At 70.3% G+C, this 19611-nt stretch carries 21 protein-coding genes; 4 read left to right on the plus strand and 17 right to left on the minus strand.

What is annotated here, in order from left to right; all coding sequences use genetic code 11:
• Positions 1 to 38: 38 nt before the first annotated feature.
• The 10 genes from GQ466_RS12120 to GQ466_RS12165 all read right to left on the minus strand — a co-directional run bounded on the left by GQ466_RS12120 (position 39) and on the right by GQ466_RS12165 (position 8685).
• The gene (locus GQ466_RS12120) at positions 39 to 407 is read right to left on the minus strand and encodes a hypothetical protein (protein WP_161102962.1); all 369 of its coding nucleotides are present in this window, start codon (positions 405 to 407) and stop codon (positions 39 to 41) included.
• A 178-nt stretch (positions 408 to 585) separates the two neighbouring features.
• Complete coding sequence (locus GQ466_RS12125) at positions 586 to 1938, minus strand: S8 family serine peptidase (protein WP_337193435.1); 1353 nt, start codon at positions 1936 to 1938, stop codon at positions 586 to 588.
• 94 nt (positions 1939 to 2032) lie between these two features.
• Positions 2033 to 3244 (minus strand): WXG100 family type VII secretion target, encoded by a 1212-nt coding sequence (locus GQ466_RS12130; protein ID WP_161102963.1) that lies wholly within the window; start codon positions 3242 to 3244, stop codon positions 2033 to 2035.
• Between the two features lie 29 nt (positions 3245 to 3273).
• Positions 3274 to 3660 carry a hypothetical protein gene (locus GQ466_RS12135; RefSeq protein WP_161102964.1) on the minus strand — a complete coding sequence of 129 codons (387 nt, stop codon included), beginning with the start codon at positions 3658 to 3660 and terminating at the stop codon, positions 3274 to 3276.
• Between the two features lie 167 nt (positions 3661 to 3827).
• Complete coding sequence (locus GQ466_RS12140; protein ID WP_161102965.1) at positions 3828 to 4118, minus strand: WXG100 family type VII secretion target; 291 nt, start codon at positions 4116 to 4118, stop codon at positions 3828 to 3830.
• Between the two features lie 38 nt (positions 4119 to 4156).
• Positions 4157 to 4471: a WXG100 family type VII secretion target gene (locus GQ466_RS12145; protein ID WP_161102966.1), complete on the minus strand. Its 315-nt coding sequence runs from the start codon at positions 4469 to 4471 to the stop codon at positions 4157 to 4159.
• 211 nt (positions 4472 to 4682) lie between these two features.
• Positions 4683 to 4973, minus strand: coding sequence for a WXG100 family type VII secretion target (locus tag GQ466_RS12150; protein WP_161102967.1), 291 nt, complete (start codon positions 4971 to 4973; stop codon positions 4683 to 4685).
• A gap of 84 nt (positions 4974 to 5057) precedes the next feature.
• Positions 5058 to 6497: a type VII secretion protein EccB gene (gene eccB, locus GQ466_RS12155; RefSeq protein ID WP_161102968.1), complete on the minus strand. Its 1440-nt coding sequence runs from the start codon at positions 6495 to 6497 to the stop codon at positions 5058 to 5060.
• 16 nt (positions 6498 to 6513) lie between these two features.
• Entirely contained in the window at positions 6514 to 7932 is a 1419-nt protein-coding gene (eccD, locus tag GQ466_RS12160; protein WP_161102969.1) for a type VII secretion integral membrane protein EccD, read from the minus strand.
• A 342-nt stretch (positions 7933 to 8274) separates the two neighbouring features.
• The gene (locus tag GQ466_RS12165) at positions 8275 to 8685 is read right to left on the minus strand and encodes a YbaB/EbfC family nucleoid-associated protein (protein ID WP_237417861.1); all 411 of its coding nucleotides are present in this window, start codon (positions 8683 to 8685) and stop codon (positions 8275 to 8277) included.
• 497 nt (positions 8686 to 9182) lie between these two features.
• Here GQ466_RS12165 and eccCa point away from each other — a divergent pair, with 497 nt between their 5' ends.
• Positions 9183 to 13136 (plus strand): type VII secretion protein EccCa, encoded by a 3954-nt coding sequence (gene eccCa / locus GQ466_RS12170; protein ID WP_161102970.1) that lies wholly within the window; start codon positions 9183 to 9185, stop codon positions 13134 to 13136.
• A 30-nt stretch (positions 13137 to 13166) separates the two neighbouring features.
• Entirely contained in the window at positions 13167 to 13646 is a 480-nt protein-coding gene (locus GQ466_RS12175) for a YbaB/EbfC family nucleoid-associated protein (protein WP_161102971.1), read from the plus strand.
• A 70-nt stretch (positions 13647 to 13716) separates the two neighbouring features.
• Here GQ466_RS12175 and GQ466_RS12180 read toward each other — a convergent pair whose 3' ends face one another.
• Genes GQ466_RS12180 through GQ466_RS12190 form a run of 3 tightly spaced genes read right to left on the minus strand, consistent with a single transcriptional unit; the run spans position 13717 to position 15885 of the window.
• Complete coding sequence (locus GQ466_RS12180) at positions 13717 to 15027, minus strand: hypothetical protein (protein ID WP_161102972.1); 1311 nt, start codon at positions 15025 to 15027, stop codon at positions 13717 to 13719.
• 11 nt (positions 15028 to 15038) lie between these two features.
• Positions 15039 to 15335 carry a hypothetical protein gene (locus tag GQ466_RS12185; protein WP_161102973.1) on the minus strand — a complete coding sequence of 99 codons (297 nt, stop codon included), beginning with the start codon at positions 15333 to 15335 and terminating at the stop codon, positions 15039 to 15041.
• A 52-nt stretch (positions 15336 to 15387) separates the two neighbouring features.
• The gene (locus GQ466_RS12190) at positions 15388 to 15885 is read right to left on the minus strand and encodes a hypothetical protein (RefSeq protein ID WP_161102974.1); all 498 of its coding nucleotides are present in this window, start codon (positions 15883 to 15885) and stop codon (positions 15388 to 15390) included.
• A 150-nt stretch (positions 15886 to 16035) separates the two neighbouring features.
• Between GQ466_RS12190 and GQ466_RS12195 the strand changes: the two genes are divergently transcribed.
• Both GQ466_RS12195 and GQ466_RS12200 read left to right on the plus strand, forming a co-directional pair.
• Entirely contained in the window at positions 16036 to 17238 is a 1203-nt protein-coding gene (locus tag GQ466_RS12195; RefSeq protein WP_161102975.1) for a S8 family peptidase, read from the plus strand.
• Positions 17239 to 17280: 42 nt separating this feature from the next.
• Positions 17281 to 17607, plus strand: a complete 327-nt coding sequence (locus GQ466_RS12200) for a hypothetical protein (protein WP_161102976.1) — start codon at positions 17281 to 17283, stop codon at positions 17605 to 17607.
• A 61-nt stretch (positions 17608 to 17668) separates the two neighbouring features.
• On the opposite strand, the gene GQ466_RS12205 is transcribed toward GQ466_RS12200, so the two are convergent.
• The 4 genes from GQ466_RS12205 to GQ466_RS33120 form a co-directional block, all read right to left on the minus strand.
• Entirely contained in the window at positions 17669 to 17977 is a 309-nt protein-coding gene (locus tag GQ466_RS12205) for a DUF1416 domain-containing protein (protein ID WP_161102977.1), read from the minus strand.
• A 65-nt stretch (positions 17978 to 18042) separates the two neighbouring features.
• Positions 18043 to 18882, minus strand: a complete 840-nt coding sequence (locus tag GQ466_RS12210) for a sulfurtransferase (RefSeq protein ID WP_161102978.1) — start codon at positions 18880 to 18882, stop codon at positions 18043 to 18045.
• Entirely contained in the window at positions 18879 to 19316 is a 438-nt protein-coding gene (locus GQ466_RS12215) for a DUF4395 domain-containing protein (RefSeq protein ID WP_161102979.1), read from the minus strand. Before GQ466_RS12215 ends, GQ466_RS12210 begins: the two co-directional genes overlap by 4 nt.
• 107 nt (positions 19317 to 19423) lie before the next feature.
• Complete coding sequence (locus GQ466_RS33120) at positions 19424 to 19597, minus strand: Ms5788A family Cys-rich leader peptide (protein WP_378186379.1); 174 nt, start codon at positions 19595 to 19597, stop codon at positions 19424 to 19426.
• Positions 19598 to 19611 lie beyond the last annotated feature (14 nt).

Genomic DNA, 19611 nt, shown 5'->3' on the forward strand with positions numbered 1-19611 from the left:
CCGGGGAAAGCCCCCGGCCCGTCCGCACGCTCCGCGACTCAGCCGCCGGGGGGCGTCAGGATCTTCTCCTGGCACTTCTTCAGGTCCGCCGACGCCTTCGCCTGGTCCTTGATGCCCTTGAGGATCGGAATGTTGCCGCCCTGCGGCACTTGCGCGTCATAGCCCTTCGCGCGCATGCACGCGGCGACCTTCTCCATGTCGCTAGCGTAGGCCGAACCGCCGCCGCCACCGCCGTTCGTCGCCGTCGCGGACGGGGTCGCGGCGGGCTGCGACGGCTGCGCGGTCGCCGGGCCGGCGGGGGTCGTCCCGGACGTGGGGGGATCAGACGCCTTGTCCTTGTCTCCACCGCACGCGGCTGCGGAGAGGACCAGCGCCAGGGCCGGGATCAGTAGGAGCTTGTTCTTCACGGTGCCTTTCCTCGGATCGTTCGCACGTTCACGGACGTCCGGAACCGTACGGGGGTCCCGGTGGGGGGCCGCCCGGGCCGGGCCGGGGCGGGAGCTGCCCCTGTGGGGGAGAAGGCCGACGCCGGCGGAGTGGCGAGAGCACTCCGGTGACGTCGGCCTTCTTGAGGGTGACGTATTTCTATCGCGGACCGAATCCACCTGGCGGCGCCTGCGGCGGCTGTCCCGGTCCCGGCTGCGGCGAGTACGGCTGGCCGCCCGGGCCGCGTTGCGGCGGGACCTGCCGGCCGGGGCCCGCCGTACCGCCCCACGACGGCGGTGTGCCCGGCGCGCCCGGAGGGGGCGGCGGCGGGTTCTTGCGTCCGCGGTTGCGCAGGATGAGCAGTCCGCCGACCACGATGACGAGAAGCGCGACGACTCCGACGCCGATCAGCAGAATCTTGGTGTTCCGCGCGGCCTTGTCGTTGTTCTTCTCCGTGGCCGACTTGGTCTTCGGGGTCGTCGGTGTGTCACCGGTCTTCGGCTGCGACGCCTTCCACTTGTCGTACTTGGCGAAGACGGGATTCGGCGCGTTCTTCGGCACGTTCGCCGTCAGCGCGGCGGACGGGATGACGACGCCATATCCCGTCTGTTCGTCCTTCCCGCTCGGCCCGACGTCCTTTGCCGTGCCGATGATGCGCTGCACGATCTCGCGGTTCGACATGTTCGGAAACTTCGACCGCACCAAGGCGACCGCACCGGCCGTCAGCGCGCCCGCCTGGCTCGTGCCGGAGAGTTGAGGATTGAAGCGCCCGTCCTTCTGGAGCGCGCCGACCAGGTAACCGGGCGCCGCGACGGAGACGTACGGATGGCGCTCGGTGTTGGCGTAGACGTTCTTCTGATTGTCGAGCGCTCCGGCGACGAGGACTCCCGCGCACACGGCGGGGATCTTGACGGAGTTCACTCCGTTCCCGTCGTTGCCGGCGGACGCCACGATGACCACGTTGTGATCGAGCGCATACCCGATCGCCTGTTGGAGGCCGGGCTCGCACTGGTTCTGTAGCGCAGGCGTTCCCTGGGAGATGCTGACCACGCCCGCCCCGTGATCAGCGGCATAGCGGATCGCCTCCGGGAGCGACACCGTGGACGAGAGGATCGGAAGAATCTTCGACTCTGGAGCGACCCCGACGAACCCGGTGCCGGTGCCACGACTCGCGATCAGCGAAGCCATGCCGGTGCCGTGACCGCCGTCGCGAACGTCGGTGTCCGTCCTGCCGTCGCCGCTCCCCTGCGCGTCGCCATAACCCCCGAGAAAATCCTTACCCGGGAGAACAGCGTCCTTCAGATCGGGCAGATTGGCATTGACGCCCGTGTCAATGACGGCCACGGTAACGCCCGCGCCCTTGCTGACCGGCCAGACACTGTGCTGGATGTCCCAGGCTTTGAACCACCACTCCTGCGGCAGGGGGCCGGGAGCAGCGCCCGCAGGGGAGCCCGTCAGCACGAGCACCGAACTCGCGCCGACGGCGCTCAGCCATCGTGTCAACCGTCGCACAGCACCACCTCATTCAAACGAACACGGCGTGGGCAGCCCGAGTATCTCGAACTGCCCACGCCGCGTCACACCGGGTTCCCGGATCGGACGGTCATCATCCGATCACGGGGGGAGCGGTGTCGTCGTCGTTTCCGCCCCACACGTCTTCGTCTTCCGTCAGCCAGGTGGTGCGCTCGTGCTCCTCCTCGCCCTTGCCGCCGCCTCCGCCGCGTCCGCCCATCGGGGCACCGCCTGCGCCGCCCGCGCCGGGCTTGCCGCCGCGCATACCGGCACCGAGGCCCGCGCCGGCACCGCCGAGGCCGCCCGGCATGCCGCCGGGGACGCCGCTTCCGGCACCGCCCCCGAATCCGCCGGAGCCGAGGCCGCCGCCCAGGCCGCCACCGCCTCCGAACGGGTCCGAGCCGAGGCCGCCGCCCCCGCCTCCGCCCGGCAGACCGGCCAGGTCGCTCGAACCCGGCTTGGGACCGCCGTACGGGTTCGGCACGTGCTGACCGCCCGGGTTGGGGTGGTTGCCGTACGGGTTCGGGACGTGCTGACCACCCGGCGGGTTGGTGGGGTGGCTGCCGTACGGGTTGGTGGGCACGTGCTGGCCGCCACCCGGGTTGTTGCCGTACGGGTTGGTCGGAACGTGCGCGCCGCCACCGCCGCCACCGCCCCCGCCGCCACCCTTGTAGGGGTTCTTCGGGGTTTCGTAGTGGGACTGCGTGTACGGCAGGTCGGTCGTCAAGTTCGTCGGCAGGGCTTCGTGCGCCTGGACGCTGCGCTCGGTCAGCCGCTTCATGTGCTCCTGAGCGGCCTTCTCCTCTTCGTTGTCGAGGAGGCCGAGCGCTTCGCCGAGCTTCTTGCCGCCGATCGCGATGAGGCCGCCGGTGGGACCGGCGATCATCGTTCCGGCGGCGAAGGTCTCGGCGTCACCGGTGGTCAGGCCGGCGAAGTTGCCCTTGCCCGGCGCGTGCTGCTTGTACCACTCGAGTTGCGGGCCGTAGGTCGAGAGCGCCTTGCCGGTCTCCCCCGCCGTCTTGCCGAGGTTGGTGGCGGACGTCTGCAGGCGGCCCATCTGCTCGATGGCCGCTTCCGCGTCGTCGCCCTTCCACACGGCCTTCAGCGCAGCCGCCTGCGCACGCAGTACGCCCGCCGCGTCGTTGAACTTCGAGGCTGCGGTGGTGTAGGTCTGCCCGGCGCGCGTGACGGCGCGGGGATCCGTCGCCTGCAGGATCTGGTTCATCTCGTCCATGCCGCCCTTGAAGGGCTGCGGCGCCATGCAGTTCCTGCGGATCGGGAAATCTTTGGGCTTGTGCTCGGTCATTCGGTCTTCCCGTGTCGTCGATTCCCGGCTCAGTAGGTCTGCGTGTTGCTCGTCGTCGGTGAGGTGACGTTGGTGGGCTGCACGCTGTTGACGGCCGCGGTGTTCTGCTGCTCCTTGTCGTCGTGCCCCTGGACGGCACGACGGAGCGCCTCGATGACCTGTCCGTAGCTCTGCACGAACCCGTTGTACTGCTCGCTGATCACCCGGTAGGCGTCGGCGGTCGTCTCGCCGAGCTGCACGGCCGTGTCGAACTGCGGGCCGCCGAGCTGCGCCTGCGTGATGTTGCCGTGGCTCTGGAGATCCGACGGGGTGCCGTCACCGCTCGTGAAGGCGTCGAGGTTGTCCTCAAGGATCTTGAGGATGCGTTTGGCCTCGGTGGTGTCGATCTCGCTCTTGCCGCTCGGTCCAGCGCCCATGGGGACCTCCCGTGGACCCCGCCGGGGTCCCGCTCAATTCGTGGTGGTGGGGGTGACTGATCAGGGGCCGGGGCCGGATCGAACGCACACCGCCCCAGCGGGCCGCCGGAGGACGGCCGGTCGCGCTCGGGGCACGACCGGCCGGCCGGGGCGGCTCGGCCGCTCGGTCAGCCGCTGATCAGGTTGACGTTGGACTTGACCGTGTGCTGGCCGGTCTCGCTCGAGGAGTTGATGACCGCGCCGAGCTGCTGCAGGATGCGGCCGATGTCGGCGGCGGACGCCTCCCACTGACGCTTGGCGTCGAAGTAGGCGTTCTTCGCGTCGTCCTCCCACTGCCCGAGCTTGTTCTCGACCGACTTCTCGAGGTCGTCCAGCTCGGACTGCATCTGGTTGAACTTCTGCTGGAAGGCCGCGTACGCCTGCTGCATCGCGCCGAAGTCCATGGAGCTGTAGCTCATTGTTCCTCCGTCTCGTCCCGGGGGGTCGTAAGGGTCGGTCAGCCGTTCAGCAGGCCGGCGATGCGGTTCACGGCCTCGGTCTGCTGCTGCTCGCTGGCCTCGTAGTTGATCTTGGTCTGGACGAGCTTCTCGTGGAGCTGGTTGAGGACCTCCAGCACCTTGCCCAGCTCACCGTCGAACTCGTTGAAGACCTTGGTGAAGGCGCTGCCGGCGTCGCCGATCCAGCGGCCGGACAGCTGGGCGTGCTCCTGGCCGAGGTCGCCCTGGATCTTGCGAAGGTCCTGCGCGGCGGACTCGACGCGCTGGGCCGCCTGGGCCATTTCCGCTCTGTCGACCGAAGACTTCTGACCCATTGGTCATCCTTTCCCAGTTGCCTGCGTGTTTGCGACTGACGCGGCGCGGGGGGCCGCTGTGCTCCGTCGGCCGGTGTACGAGGGGAGCCCGGCTCGGCACGACGTCACGATGATCGGTGAAACCTGCACCAATGGTCACACACGACATGAGACGGATCCACCCGGCCGAAGGTTCGATCTTCGGACGGGAAAAATCCGATCGTGTCGACGGTCAGCTCCACTGGTCCACGTTCGAGCGCTCGGCGCTCTGGTAGTTGGTGCGCGCGGTGCCCACCGACTTGGAGAACTCGTCGATGGATTTCGCCTGGTCACGGGCTGCCTTGTCCCACTTGGCGCGGGCCTCGAAGTAGGCGTCGCGCGCGTCGTCCTCCCAGCGGGCGAGACCGCTCTGGAGGTCGGACTCCAGCGCGTCGAGCAGCTCCACCATCTCGCGGTGCTTGGCCTGGAACATCTGCTCGGCCTGCTGCATCGCCTGGTAGTCCGTGCTGAACGCCTGACTCACGTGAACTCCTTCGTCACGGTCGTTGCGGGTCGAGACTGTAGCAACCGCGCTTCTTCCGACTCATCCCATTTGACCATTTATTTGTCATCCGGTCGTCGTTCCGCTCACCGGCAGCAACGCCTTCTGCGGGTCGAGGACGGGCCCCTGCGGCACCATGTTGAGCAGATTCGCGGGGACGGGCACCGAGTCGTTCTGGTCCGCCGAGATCGAGTAACCGAGCGCCTTCGCGGTGTCCGGCGACTTCAGCGGATAACGGCGTCCGTCGTCGGAGACGAACGAGTAGCTGTTGATCGCCGACACCGATCCGCCCGCGGGCAGGACGCCCGCGAGAACGGCGCTGCCCGGCGGCAGGACGACGTTGTCGACCCCCGTCCCGGTGGTCGAGCGGCCGGTCGGCGCGGGCAGGTCGGTGGCGCCGCCGATCGTCAGCTTCGCGCGGTCACCGCCCTTGGACGCGTCCGGGTACACGACGCACAGCGAGTCGGTCGCGTTGAACGTCGCGGCCTTGATCGCGTCCTGCGGCAGCCGGCCGTCGATGAGCTTCTGCGCCGAGCGGTTGCTCGTCACGAGCGCGGCCTCCAGCGGCATGTCGTGCTTCATCCGGTACGCCGCCGACGACTGGATCAGCGCGGCCTGCACCCGGGAGATCGGCGCGACGCCGTCCGCGAGCAGGACGTACGGCTGCGCGCCGCCGCCCGCGCCGCTCGACACGGCGTACACCTGCCCGATCGTGCCGCGCAGGCCGCCGCCGAGGTTGGCCGGACGCCCGAAGCCCGGGATCGCGGGCGCCGCGAAGTCCGGCCCGGCGGGCAGCGCGTTGACGAACGCGCTCGACACCGGCGTCGCCGCCGACGCCTGCAGCACCGTCATCCCGGCGGGCGACATCTTCATCCGCTGGTTGTTCCAGATCAGCCAGTTCCCGGTGGCCCCGGCGCTGACGACGACGCCGGTAGACGCGTCGAGCGTCCGTCCGCCGACGTTCCGCCCGCCGACCAGCGACACGACCGGCTTGGTCACGCCGCCCTGGTCCACCTGCCGGACGCACACCGACCACGGCCCGCCGACCAAGCGCTTCTTGTCCGGGACGGTGTCCGGCGCGCCCGGAATGCCGATCATCGGGCCGCGCGGGAACTTCGACAGCGTCTTCGCCGACACCGACTTCTGGTTCACGTCGCCCGAGCTTCCGGCGACGGCGAGCCGCGCGGACGCGTAGTTCGCGACGGGGCAGAGCGCCTTGCCGTCCTTGGTCCCGGCGGACTTGCACCACACGTAGCGGCTGCCGGTCTCCTTCTCGATGAGCAGGACGCCGCCGTCGGTGATCCCCTTCGTCCCGCCGCCGAGCAGCAGCCCGGCGATGCCGAACCCGGCCGCGACGAGCACGCCGACCATCACCCCGGCGAACGTGCCGACGTTGAGGCGCCGCAGCGGCTGCTCGGGGTTGTCGGGCTCGCCGAAGATCAGCGCCTGGGACGCGCGGTGCGTCATCAGCCGGTGCGCCTGGAGCAGATCCCGTTTCGTCTGCATGAGTGCCTCCCCGGCCTCAGCCGACGACCGTGCGGACGTAGTCGAGGACGCCCGCGACGCCGAGCGCGAGCGGCACCGACGCCACGACCAGCGTGATCTCGACGATCTGGCCAGCGCGGCCCCAGAACGGGCTCGGCCGGTTGTTCGGCAGCCACATCCCGACGCCGACGACGATCCCGGACAGGACGAGGATCGGCAGCAGCGCCGTCGCGAGGACGACCGCCGCGTCGTCGGTGCGGAACGGTCCGCTGACGGCGAGCAGCGCGAGGCCGAACGCGCCGGGGATGAGGAGCCAGAGCTTCTGGGCGCGTCCGGTGAAGAACCGTCCGCCGCGCAGCAGCAGGACGAACGCGAGCACGGCGGCGGTGACCGGCGCGGCCCAGCCGGAGTGGAACGCGATCGGCAGGAACGCGCCGATCGCGACGAGCCCGGTCGCGGCGACGCCGCCGGTGACGAACCGGTCCGCGCGGACGGTGTCCTTCAGCACCTGCCGGCCGTCCACCATCAGCGTGTCGCGGCGCAGGTCGTCGGCGCTGTTCGGGACGGGCGGGAGCGTCACGCGGGCCATCCGCATCGCGGCGCCCGACAGCAGCGGGGTCAGCGCGAGCGCGATGACGACGGTGATCGCCGCGACGCCCGCCGCGTCGGTGTCGAAGCCGAGCGGGATGAGGCTGTCGAGGGTGCCGAGCAGCGCGGCGACCGCGACGCCGTAGAAGACGGGGAGCGCGTCGGCGATGGCGAACCCGGCGATCGTCGCGACGAGGACGACCGCGCCGAAGCCCGCGATGTAGTTCACCGCCTCGAACCCGTGGAACAGGTTCAGCAGGTTGGCGGGCGAATCGTCGTCGGCGGGGGCGTAGAGGCCGGCGATGAACGCGTACGGCAGCGCCGCGTAGCCGAGCCAGATCCCGGCGCCCGCGTCGCCGAGCGCGCGCGACAGGGCGACCGCGCCGCCGAGCAGCAGCAGCGCGACGACCGCCGCCGCGGCGGCCGTCTTCCAGGACGGCTGCGTGAGGCCGAGGACGAGCACGCCCGCGATCAGCCCGCCGACGCCCCAGCCGAGCGCGAACCGCCGCGCGGTCTCCTGCCGCCACCGGTCGGGACGGTCGTTGACGGCCGTCGCGACGACGTCGGGGACGTCATCGAACGCCAGGTCGGGGAGCTGCGCCATGCGCGGCCTGAGGTAGAGCAGGTCGCCGTCGCGGATCCCGGCGCGCGCCGGGGTGGACGACGGGTCGAACGGCGCCTCGTCCAGCTTCTGGATGACCCAGCCGCCGTGGGTGAGCCCCGCGTCGGCGAGGTTCTGCCCGGCGTAGTGCAGCATCGTGGGGTACAGCTCGGCGAACGTCGCGTCGGCGGGCAGCGCGATGTCGACCCGGCGTTTCGGTCCGACGAGCGTGATCCGGCAGAGGTCGGCTCCAGGGGGCGCGCTCACGACTTCCTCGCAAGTTGTGTGGTACGGGAGCGGATGCAGAGGTGCATGGTGCCACGTTTCGCGACACCGTCCACCGTTTCGGGACGGGGATCCCAGAGGCAGACTAGCGACCCCGACCGTCGGCAAACAGGACTGTCACCGAGCCGACAGCCTGCCGTGCCCCGGCCCGGGGAATCGGCGGACGGACCCTAGCACCGGCTTCCGACATCGCCGCTTTCGATACGACATCGTGACCGAAACCACGGCCGCCCGGCCCAACACGGCACAAGCGGCACCACACGCTCCATCGCGTCCCACCGCCCGCTCGTTTCACCACCGGCCCCTTCCGGGGGCGGTGCGGGGTCAGCGCTGGTTGAACTTGGCCACCGCGTCGTTGAGCGCCTGGGTGATCTGCTGCATCTGACGCAGGCTCTCGTTCTGGATCTCTTCGACGCGGGCGTCCAGGGCCTCGGTGTCGACGACGTCGGCGGCGGCGGTCGCGGCCTGCGCGCGCAGGTCGTCCAGCGCGGCGTTGGCGGCGGCGACGAACGCCTCGCCCAGTTCGTGGGAGGCCATGCGGAGCGCGCGGGGGTCCAGCGTGACCTGCTTCAGGCGTCCGCCCGTTCCGGCGGTGACCTTCACGCGGCCGTCGGCGGCCTCGCCCACGCCCTCGACCTCGGGCGCGTCGGGCGGCGGCGCGGCCTTGCCGCCGCGCAGGGACTCCAGGGTCTTGCGCGTCTCGGTGAGAATCCGGTCCAGCTCGTTACCGGACATCTCGGACACAACGCGCCCCCTCATGATCATTATCGCGTTCCGCGAAGGAGCATAACGGATGAAGGGTGGCCAAACATCCGAGCACCTGTAACGGCCGCACCGGAAAACAGTGCGCAGCACGCCCTTCGGCAGGAGCGGTCGTCTGGGGGGATCGGGTGTTGTTCCGGCTGTGCGTCCGCGCAGATCATTCGCACGTGTGACTGCGTGTGCGGCGCCGTGACACGGGTGGCGTTGTGCGGGTCGCGGGCGCGGTGGTGCGGCGGGTGGACGGTGCGGTGGGAGAGAACGGCGGTGGTTCTCCGTGCGGCGCGTGCATTTTCTGCGTGCGCGGTCGCCCGAATCGGACAACCCGGCGGGACGGGCCGGTAAGGTCTCCTGTCCGAATCGGATGGATCCCCGTAGCATCTGTGACGGTTCGCGACGGCCGCCGCGCCCGGCGAGCCAAGGGATACGCCAAGAGGCAGCTTCTGCCTGTCCCCTCGTAGGAGGAAGCTAGCGTGAGCACGGTCATCGTCCGGCGCGGCGAGCGGCGCAAGCCGCCCGCGATGCCGCGCGGCGAGATTCTGCTGGAGTCCCCGCCCGAGCTGCCGGAACTGATCCCGCAGGGATTCCAGGCGGTGCTGACGTACCTGCCGATGCTCGCGGGGTCCGGCGCGATGGTGTTCATGATGGCCGGACGCGGCGGCGGCACCATGCAGTACGTCGCCGGCGGAATGTTCGCGGTGTCGATGTTCGGCATGATGCTCGGCCAGGTCGGCAAGAACAGCGGCGAGCGCAAGGTCAAGCTGAACAACGAGCGCCGCGACTACCTGCGCTACCTCGGGCAGGTGCGGCGCAACGTCCGCAAGGCCGCGCAGCAGCAGCGCGAGGCGCTGGAGTGGAGCAGCCCGGACCCGGGGTCGCTGTGGTCGCTCGTGATGAGCGCGCGGCTGTGGGAGCGGCGGCCGTCCGACGACGACTTCGGGCAGATCCGCATCGGGACGGGCGCGCAGAAGCTCGCCGTCCAGCTCATCGCCCCCGAGACCAAGCCGATCGAGGACCTCGAACCGATGACGGCGGGCGCGCTGCGCCGGTTCATGCGGACGCACTCCAACGTCCCGAACCTGCCGATCGCCGCGTCGCTGCGGTCGTTCTCGCGGATCGTCCCGCAGGGCGACCCGGAGGCCGTCTACGGGATGATCCGCGCGATGCTGCTCCAGCTCGCGGCGTTCCACTCGCCCGACGACATCCGCATCGCGGTGTGCGCGTCGCGGGAGCGGATGCCGTGGTGGCAGTGGATCAAGTGGATGCCGCACAACCAGCACCCGACCGAGACCGACGCCGCCGGGCCGGTGCGCCTGATGAGCGACAGCATGGCGACGCTGGAGGCGATGTTCGGCCCCGAGGTGAAGGACCGGCCGCGCTTCCAGCCGGGCCTGTCGCAGGACGACCTCCCCTACTACGTGATCATCATGGACGGCGGGCAGGCGTCCTACGACTCCCAGCTCGCCGCCGACGGCATCGAGGGCGTCTGCATCATCGACCTGACCGGGTCGGTCGCGCCGGTGCACGAGTCGCTGATGCTGCGGCTGAACGTCCGTCCCGAGCGGGTGGACCGGCTCACCAAGGACCGCACCGGCAAGGACGTCGGCACGCGCATCTGCAAGCCCGACACGGTGACGCTCCAGCAGGCCGAGGCGCTCGCCCGGCAGCTCGCGCCGCTGCGCACGAGCGTCGCCGCGGGCCCGGAGGAGGACGCGCTGTCCTCGGCGACCACGGTCACCTCGCTGCTCGGCATCGACAACCCGTTCCAGGTCGACCCGAACGTCATGTGGCGTCCGCGGGCGCCGCGCAACCGGCTCCGCGTGCCGATCGGCGTGGACACCGAGGGACGGCCCGTCCACCTCGACATCAAGGAGTCCGCGCAGGGCGGCATGGGGCCGCACGGCCTGTGCATCGGCGCGACCGGCTCCGGCAAGTCCGAGGCGCTGCGCACGCTGGTGCTCGGGCTCGCCGTCACGCACTCGTCCGAGGTGCTGAACTTCGTCCTCGTCGACTTCAAGGGCGGCGCGACGTTCCTCGGCATGGACCAGCTCTCGCACGTCTCCGCGGTCATCACCAACCTGGAGGACGAACTCCCGCTGGTGGACCGCATGTACGACGCGCTGCACGGCGAGATGGTCCGCCGCCAGGAGTACCTGCGCGCGTCCGGGAACTACGCCTCGCTGCGCGACTACGAGAAGGCGCGCGAGCAGGGCGCCGACCTCAAGCCGATGCCGACCCTGTTCCTCGTGCTGGACGAGTTCTCCGAGCTGCTGTCGGCCAAGCCGGAGTTCGCCGACCTGTTCGTCATGATCGGCCGGCTGGGCCGGTCGCTCGGCGTCCACATCCTGCTGGCCTCGCAGCGCCTGGAGGAGGGCAAGCTGCGCGGCCTGGACACGCACCTGTCCTACCGGATCGGCCTGCGGACGTTCTCCGCGCAGGAGTCCCGCGTGGTGCTCGGCGTCCCCGACGCCTACGAGCTGCCGTCCGCGCCCGGGCACGGCTACATGAAGTTCGGCACCGAGTCGATGACGCGCTTCCGCGCCGCGTACGTCTCCGGCCCGGCGACCGAGGACCTGCAGCCCAAGGAGAAGGCGGGCGCACGGGTGGTTCGGCAGGTCGTCCCGTACATCCCGGACTACATCCGGCCGCAGCTCATCGAGGAGCAGGCCGCCGAGCAGCAGCACGAGCACTCCGACTCGCAGGCCTCCCTGTTCGACGTGGTCGTCAAGCAGCTGGAGGGGCACGGGCCTCCCGCGCACGAGATCTGGCTTCCCCCACTGGACGCGCCTCCCACCCTGGACGAGCTGCTGCCCTCGCTCGCCGTCTTCCCCGAGCTGGGCCTCACCACCCAGCATGAGGGCTGGCGCAACCGGCTGCACGCCGTCGTCGGGATTGTGGATAAACCCTTCGACCAGCGCCGCGACCCCATGTACGTCGACCTCACCGGCGCGGCCGGGAACGTCGGCATCGCGGGCGCTCCGCAGGGCGGGAAGTCCACGATGGTCCGCACGCTGATCGCGTCGCTGGCGATGACGCACACCCCGCAGCAGGTGCAGTTCTACTGCCTGGACTTCGGCGGCGGCACGCTCGGTCCCCTGGAGGAGCTGCCGCACGTCGGCGGCGTCGCGAACCGGCTCGACTCCGACCGCGTCCGCCGCACCGTCGCCGAGGTCACCTCGCTGCTGGAGCGCCGCGAGCGCGAGTTCGCCGAGCGCGGCATCGACTCGATGGCGACCTACCGGCGGCTGCGGGCGTCCGGCGAGATCACCGGGGACGGCTACGGCGACGTGTTCCTCGTCGTGGACGGCTGGATGACGCTCCGCCAGGACTTCGAGAGCCTGGAGGCGACCCTCACCGACCTCACCGCGCGCGGCCTCGGCTACGGCATCCACCTCGTCGCGACCGTGAACAAATGGTCGGAATTCCGGATGAACATCCGTGACCTGTGGGGGACGAAGCTGGAACTGCGCCTCGGCGACCCCTACGAGTCGGAGATCGACCGCAAGCTCGCGGGCAACGTCCCGGAGGGCAAGCCCGGCCGCGGCATCACCCGCGAGGGCCACCACTTCCTCACCGCGCTGCCCCGGCTGGACGGCGACACCGACGCGACGACGCTCGCCGAGGGCGTCAAGAAGTTCGTCGGCGCGGTCGCGGGGAACTGGAGCGGGCCGCAGGCGCCGCAGGTGCGGATGCTGCCGTCGCTGCTGCCCGCGACGTCCCTGCCGGCCCCGGCCGAGACGGGCGCGCGCATCCCGATCGGGATCGACGAGGACAACCTCGCGCCGGTCTTCCTGGACTTCTCCACCGAGTCACACTTCCTGCTCATCGGCGACACCGAGTGCGGCAAGTCCAACCTGCTGCGCGGCATCACCAAGGGCCTCATCGACCGGTACACGCCCGAGCAGGCCCGGATGATCTTCATCGACTACCGGCGGGCGCTGCTCGACGCGGCCACCACCGACCACCGGATCGGGTACGCGGCGTCGTCCGCGGCGGCCGGCGGGCTCGTGAAGGACATCGTCGGGGCGCTGCAGGCGCGGCTCCCCCCGGCGGACCTCACGCCCGACCAGCTCCGCGACCGGTCCTGGTGGAAGGGCCCCGACCTGTACCTGATCATCGACGACTACGACCTGGTCGCGACGTCCGGGAACCCGGTGGGGCAGCTCGTGGAGCTGCTGCCGCAGGCCCGCGACATCGGCCTCCACGTCATCGTCGCGCGCGCGTTCGGCGGCGCCGGACGCGCGATGTACGACCCGGTCCTCCAGCGCATCAAGGAGATGGGCTCCCCCGCGCTGATGATGTCCGGCAACAAGGACGAGGGCGCGCTGTTCGGCAATCTCAAGGGGCACCCGCTGCCGCAGGGCCGCGGTTACCTCGTCGACCGTCGTTCCGGCACCCGGCTCATCCAGACCGCCCAGTACGAGTGACCCGCTCCCCACGGAAAGGTTAGGCAAGCGATGGCGGAATTCAGCCTCGGTCCCGGATTCGAAGCGTTCCAGCGCGACATGGAACGTCAGATGGGCGACTTCTCCCAGATGCAGGACGCCATCAACGCGGCCGTCGGGAGAGGCGAGGCCGCCGACGGACGGATCGTCGCCGAGTACCGCACCGAGGGCGGCTTGACGAAGCTCGACCTGGACCCGCGCGCGATGCGCCTCCCGGCCGCCGAGCTGAGCGACGCCGTCCGGACGGCCGTGAACGCCGCCGCGCAGGACCTCCAGAAGAAGGTGCAGGAGGCCAGCGCCTCGATGTTCAAGCTGTCCGACGACCCGGCGAAGGGCATGGACCCGGCGGGCGCGCTGGCGTCCCTCGACAAGATCGCCAACGGGTTCGCCGGGCAGATGCGGGACCTGGCGCGCGAGCTGGGCGTGCAGCAGCAGCGCGCCAAGGAGGCGATGGACAACTACAACGGCCCCAACCGCCCCGGCCCCCGCTGACCGCGTCGCGCGCGACGGCCCCGGGAGCTTTCCCGGGGCCGTTTCTCACATCAGGACGAGGCCGGACGGCTCACAGGTCCCACGGCGGGGCCTTGTCCTCCTTCTTCTTCGTGGAGAAGGGGGTGTCGGTCTGGTCGGTGGTCTTGTAGCCGCCCTTGCCGTCGTCGGCGTAGGTCTCGGTGCGCTTGTAGCCGTCCTGGCCGTTGACCTGCACGCCCGCGTTGCCGGAAAGGGTGCCCGAGCCGTCGCCGAAATTGTGGGAGCCGCTGACTCCGCCGGTGATCCCCGCCGACGGCAGCGGGAGGCTGTCGTTCTTGCCGCCGTTCGGGTCCGGGAGCCGCGTCGGGTTGTTGAAGCCGAGGCTGTCGGGCGTGGACAGGGTGCCCTGCGCGCCGTACTTGATCTCGCCGCCCTTGCCCTGGCCGATGCCGTCCTCGTCGGTGTACTCGGCGTTCCCGTTGACGGACGCGACGCCGCCGACCTTCACGCCGCCGGACAGGTCCCCGCCCGCGAGCCCGTGGTCGCCCCACTTCACGTGGCCGCCGCCGGTGATCTCGGTGCCGGTCGGCGTCTTGTAGGTCGCGCCGCCGCCGATGTTCCAGGTGTGGTTGGCGTTGCGGTCGGCGTCCAGGTCGACGTTCGAGATCGGCGAGCCCTTGCCCATCCCGCGCGCCCCGGCGACGGTGAGCCCGGCGTTGATCGCGTTCTGCGCGCCGTTGGCCAGCGCCGTCGCCGCGCCCGTCGCCTCGGCCTGCCGGAAGTCGGTCAGCGCGCCCTTGTCGCCGTGCGTGTACTCCTGGATCGCGGCGAGCATCGCGCCGCCCTGGAACACCATGCCCGCGATCGACGCGGCGGCGCCGAGGATCCCGGTCGCGACCGTCGTGATCGTCAGGCAGGTCGCGGCGACGGCCTCGATCTCCGGGCAGGCGACGGCCGTGAAGACCCCGGCGGCGGCTGCGATGAACGCGACCGCGAGCGCGGCGACGAACACGCCCATCCCCATGGCGAAGATCGCGTAGACGAGCATCGCGTACGCGTAGGCGATCAGCGCGATCGAGACGGCCTGGCAGAACGTGGCGACGATGTCGAGCTGCTGGCAGAACTCGTCGACCTTCTTGGCGTAGGCGTCGCGGTCCTGCGCCGTCCACGCCTGCGCCGGGATCGCCTGGAGCGACTGCTTCAGTTCCTGCGCGGTCTTCTGGAGGCCCTTCGCCGTCTTGTCCCAGGACTCGGCGGCCTTCTCCAGGTTGACCGGGTTGCCGTTGGCGAGCTTGAACTCCGTCGCGATCCAGATCACGGGCGGCAGGACGATCTGCGCGCCGCCCGCCGTCATCTGCGCGGCGGACATCAGCGACCCGTACGAGTTGAACGTGCCGGACATGAATTCTTCCCTCAGACCGTCTTGATCGTGCTGGACTGCTCGGACGCGCGGTAGGTCTTCGCTGTGTTGTCCACCTTCTTCGCGAAGTCCTCCAGCATGTCCTTGTGGCTGTTGAGCGTCTCGTACGCGAACTGCAGGCCCATCGGGTACAGCATCGAGGCCGTGTTGCCGACGATGGAGAAGTCTCCGCCCTCGACCGTCCCGTTGTCGTTCAGTTCCTTGCGGGCGTTCTCGTAGTCGCCGTCCTTGATGTGCACGACGTCCTGGCCGTGCTTGGCGATGCGCTCCGGGTCGATCTGGATCGTCATGCGGTGCCTTCCGATGGCGGGGGGATCGCCATGTTGGATCGTTCTGCGGGCTCTAGTGGTTCACGGCGGTGAAGCAGTAGGTGGTGTAGCTGTCGTCGGACCCGGACTTGTACCGCCAGTCGTTCACCCAGTAGAGGGCGATCGCGCCCGCATGCTGCGAGCAGACGGCGGTCACCGGGGCGCCGGTCACGAACGTCGTTCCCGCCGCGCCGGCGGGCGGCGTCTTGCTCCGGACCTCGCCCGCGACCTTCCAGCGCGCCCGGTCGTCGGAGCACTTGCGCAGGATGGCTTCCTCGTCGAAGCATTCGCCGGTGAAGGGCGCATAGGACCGGTACGGCTTGCTCGCCTTCGGGTCGAGCGTCCTGTACTCGGTGTCGCCCGAGAGAAAGAAGATCAGACCGGCGATGCCGAGGGAGAAGGCCAGGGCGCCGGCGGCGAGTGCGAGGAAGAAGAGTTTGGCGCGGCGGCTGATGCCGGACCGGTTGGAGCCCGGCGGGGGCGGCGGCGCGGGAGACCAGGGGGACGGGCGAGGGGCCGAGGGAGGGTACATCGCCGTGCGTTTCCGGTAGGGGACGCTGGGGAGCTTCCGGCAGGATAGGGGCAAGACCCGTGGCCCGTCACGGCTTCACGCCGGGCGCTTTGCGGGTGTATCCCCTAAAGTTCTGTGCGGCCCTCGATGACTCCCTGGAAGGCTGTGACCATGAGGTGGACGGCGATCGCCGTGCTGGCCGGGTGTGTCGCGCCGCTGGCCGTACCCCCGACGGCGCAGGCCGCGCCGCGCGCCCCCGCCAACTGTTCCCCCGAGCAGGGCGCGTACGGCAAGGCGCAGCTCCAGCAGGAGCCCGCGCCGTGGTGGCTGGAGACGCTGAACGTCAAGGCCGCGCACGACAAGGCGACCGGCAGGGGCATCGTCGTCGCCGTCGTGGACAGCGGGGTCAGCGCCGCGAACCCGCAGCTCGCCGGGCAGGTGCTGCCGACGGTGGACGTGAGCAGGTCCGGGCAGGCCGACTGCGTCGGGCACGGCACCGAGGTCGCCGCCCTCATCGCCGCCAAGCGCGGCGTCACCCCGTTCTACGGCGTCGCGCCGGACGCGAAGATCCTGCCGATCAAGTTCGCCGCGCAGTCGTCCGGCGTGGACAGCGGGCTCGCCGCCAAGGGCATCGAGGCGGCCATCGCCAAGCACGCCGACGTCATCAACATCTCCACCCAGTCGATCTCCGACGACCCCCGGCTGCGCGCGGCCGTCAAGCAGGCGCTGGCGCGCAACATCCCGGTGGTGGCGGCGGCGGGCAACCTGGACCGGGAGAAGGGCGACGTCCCCGAGCTGATGTACCCGGGCGGCTACCCCGGCGTGATCACGGTCGGCGCGGTGGACCGGACGGGCTCCATCACCACGTTCTCCAACCCGAAGACGCCCGTCACGGTGATCGCGCCCGGCAAGGACATCATCACCGCGTCGGCGGACGGCCGCTACATCGCCAAGGACGGGACGAGCTTCGCCGCCCCCATCGTCGCCGGCGTCGTCGCGCTGATCCGGCAGGCCTACCCGGACCTGACGCCCGCGCAGATCAAGGACCGGCTGGAGCGCACCGCCGACGGCGGCAAGGGCGCGGGCAGCGGCGCGGGCATGGTCAACCCGGGCGAGGCGGTGACGGCGGTGCTGTCGAGCGGCGGCCCGTCGGGCGCGCCCGCGGCGGGGGCCCTCGCGCCGGTGGAGATGGTCCCGGCCAAGCACGTCGACCCGAGGCAGCGGAACATCGCGTTCGCCGTCGCGGGCGGCGGGATCGGGCTCGCGGCGGTGGTCGCGGCCGTCGGGGCGGTCCTGCCGCTCGGACGGCGGCGCGGCTGGCGTCCCGGACGGGTGGTCGTCGCCGAGGAGCCCCGCACCGCGCGGTACCGCTGACCGGTTGTTACCCGGACAGAACGCCCGCTAGATTCGCGGCCCATGGCCATCCCCAGAAAGACCGCGAGCCTCGGCGTCGCAGCCCTCATCGCTTTCGGCGGCGTTCTCAGCACCGCCGCGAGCTGCACCACCAACACGTGCGTGAACGGGTCCTGCACCGTCACGTTCAAGGACGGCGCGCGCTCCGCCAAGATCGACGGGCTCGGCGTGACGGTCGAGATCCTCGGCGTCCAGGGCGACCAGGCGCAGATCTCGGTCGCCGGCGTCCAGGGCACCGTGAGCGTGAACAACGCCCAGCAGGTCGGCCCGTTCCAGGTCACCGCCCAGAAGATCACGCCCAGCGAGGTGACGCTGAAGATCTCGCGCTGAGGAAAGGCGACGGCCCCGTCCCGGAGCGGGACGGGGCCGTGGACGTGCCTCGCGGCGCGGATCAGATGGCGACCTGAAGGGCCGCCACCTCCCCCGTCCGGGCGGTGACGGTGTTGTCGACGCTCACGCCCCCGGCGGCGAGCACGCGCACGGTCCAGTCGCCGTCGGCGGCGAAGAACCGGAACACGCCCTCGTCGCCCGTCACGACTTCGGCGGTGAACTCGCCGGTCGCGTCGAGGAGACGAGCGTAAGCGCTGGAAACGGGGGCGCCGTCACGGGTGACGGTGCCCTGGATGACGGCTTCGTTGGCCAGGTCGACGGTCGCGGGAAGGTGCGCCGTCTGCGCGGGCGCTGCGCAGCCCTGAGTCATGTCGTTTCTCCTTCTCCGCCTGGCACGGCGGGGTGGGACTCCGCGGGTAGCGGGGAAAAGGGGTGTTACTTGGGCTCGCCGAGCTCGATCGGCACACCGACCAGCGAGCCGTACTCGGTCCAGGAGCCGTCGTAGTTCTTGACGTTCTCCAGGCCGAGCAGCTCACGGAGCGCGAACCAGGTGTGCGACGAGCGCTCACCGATCCGGCAGTACGCGATGGTGTCCTTGTTCAGGTCCACGCCGGCCTCGGTGTACAGCTCGCGAAGCTCGTCGTTGGACTTGAACGTCCCGTCGTCGTTCGCGGCCTTCGACCACGGGATGCTGCGCGCGGTCGGGACGTGGCCGGCCCGCTGCGACTGCTCCTGCGGCAGGTGCGCCGGGGCGAGCAGCTTGCCGCTGAACTCGTCGGGCGACCGGACGTCGATCAGGTTCTTGGTGCCGATCGCGTCCACGACCTCGTCGCGGAAGGCGCGGATCGACAGGTCCTGCTCCGTGGCCTTGTACTGCGTGGCCGGACGGGACGGGACGTCCTCGACGAGCTCGCGGGAGTCCAGCTCCCACTTCTTGCGGCCACCGTCGAGGAGCTGCACCTTCTCGTGCCCGTACAGCTTGAAGTACCAGTACGCGTAGGCCGCGAACCAGTTGTTGTTGCCGCCGTAGAGGATGACGAGGTCGTCGTTGGCGATGCCCTTGGACGACAGGAGCTGCTCGAAGCCCGTCTTGTCGACGAAGTCGCGGCGGACGGGGTCCTGCAGCTCCGTCTTCCAGTCGATCTTCACGGCGCCACGGATGTGGCCCTTGTCGTAGGCGGAGACGTCCTCGTCGACCTCGACCAGCACCAGGCCGGGGTCGTCAAGGTGGGCGTCCACCCAGTCGGCGTCCACCAGGACGTCGGAGCGGCTCATGCGGGAACCTCCCTGTTGGAGTGTTTCTTCGTGGTGATACGGCGGATCAGCAGATACATCTCGCAGCCGAGGCAGAACCCGAACGCAGCGTTCAGGAAGGCCGCACCCAGTGCGATGGCGGTGGCAGCGATGCCGAGCCAGGTGATCCCGAGGGCGTACCCGGCGGTTCCGGCCAGCGTGAAGACGAGGCCGACGCCCTGGGCGAACCGGGGCGGCCGGGCGTCCTCGGTCTCCGCGGGCGGACCGACGCGGGGCCGGATCAACGCTTTGAAGACCAGTCCGTACGGGGCGAACCGCATACCGAAGACTGTCGCGAGTGCGAAGACCAGGGCCTGAGCGGCGAGCAGCACCGTGTTCCCGTTGACCAGGACGGCGATGAGAACGATGGACGTCACGGCGGCGGCGAAGCGCAGCGCGCGCGGATCGACCTGCATCACGAACTCCCGGCGCGGTAGGAAGGTGCGTACTCTCGTTCTTCGCCGTCCGATCGGGCGGGACTCGGCGAAGGGCGTAGGTGCTCGGGGGTGGCGGGCTCGATGCCTCAGGCCATGCGACAGAGCGAGGCGGCCACGCGGCAGAAGTCGACCGCGCGACGCTTCGTGAGCATCTGCTCTGTCCAGTAACGCACGGCACGATGGTAAGCCGACAAACGGGACTCTGTCACTTCCATCTCAGCATGCGAGCGAAAGATCTTGGTCTTCCCGCAGGTCAGCATGGCCCGGCTCACGT

Source organism: Actinomadura rayongensis, from assembly GCF_009831215.1.
Taxonomy (GTDB): domain Bacteria; phylum Actinomycetota; class Actinomycetes; order Streptosporangiales; family Streptosporangiaceae; genus Spirillospora; species Spirillospora rayongensis.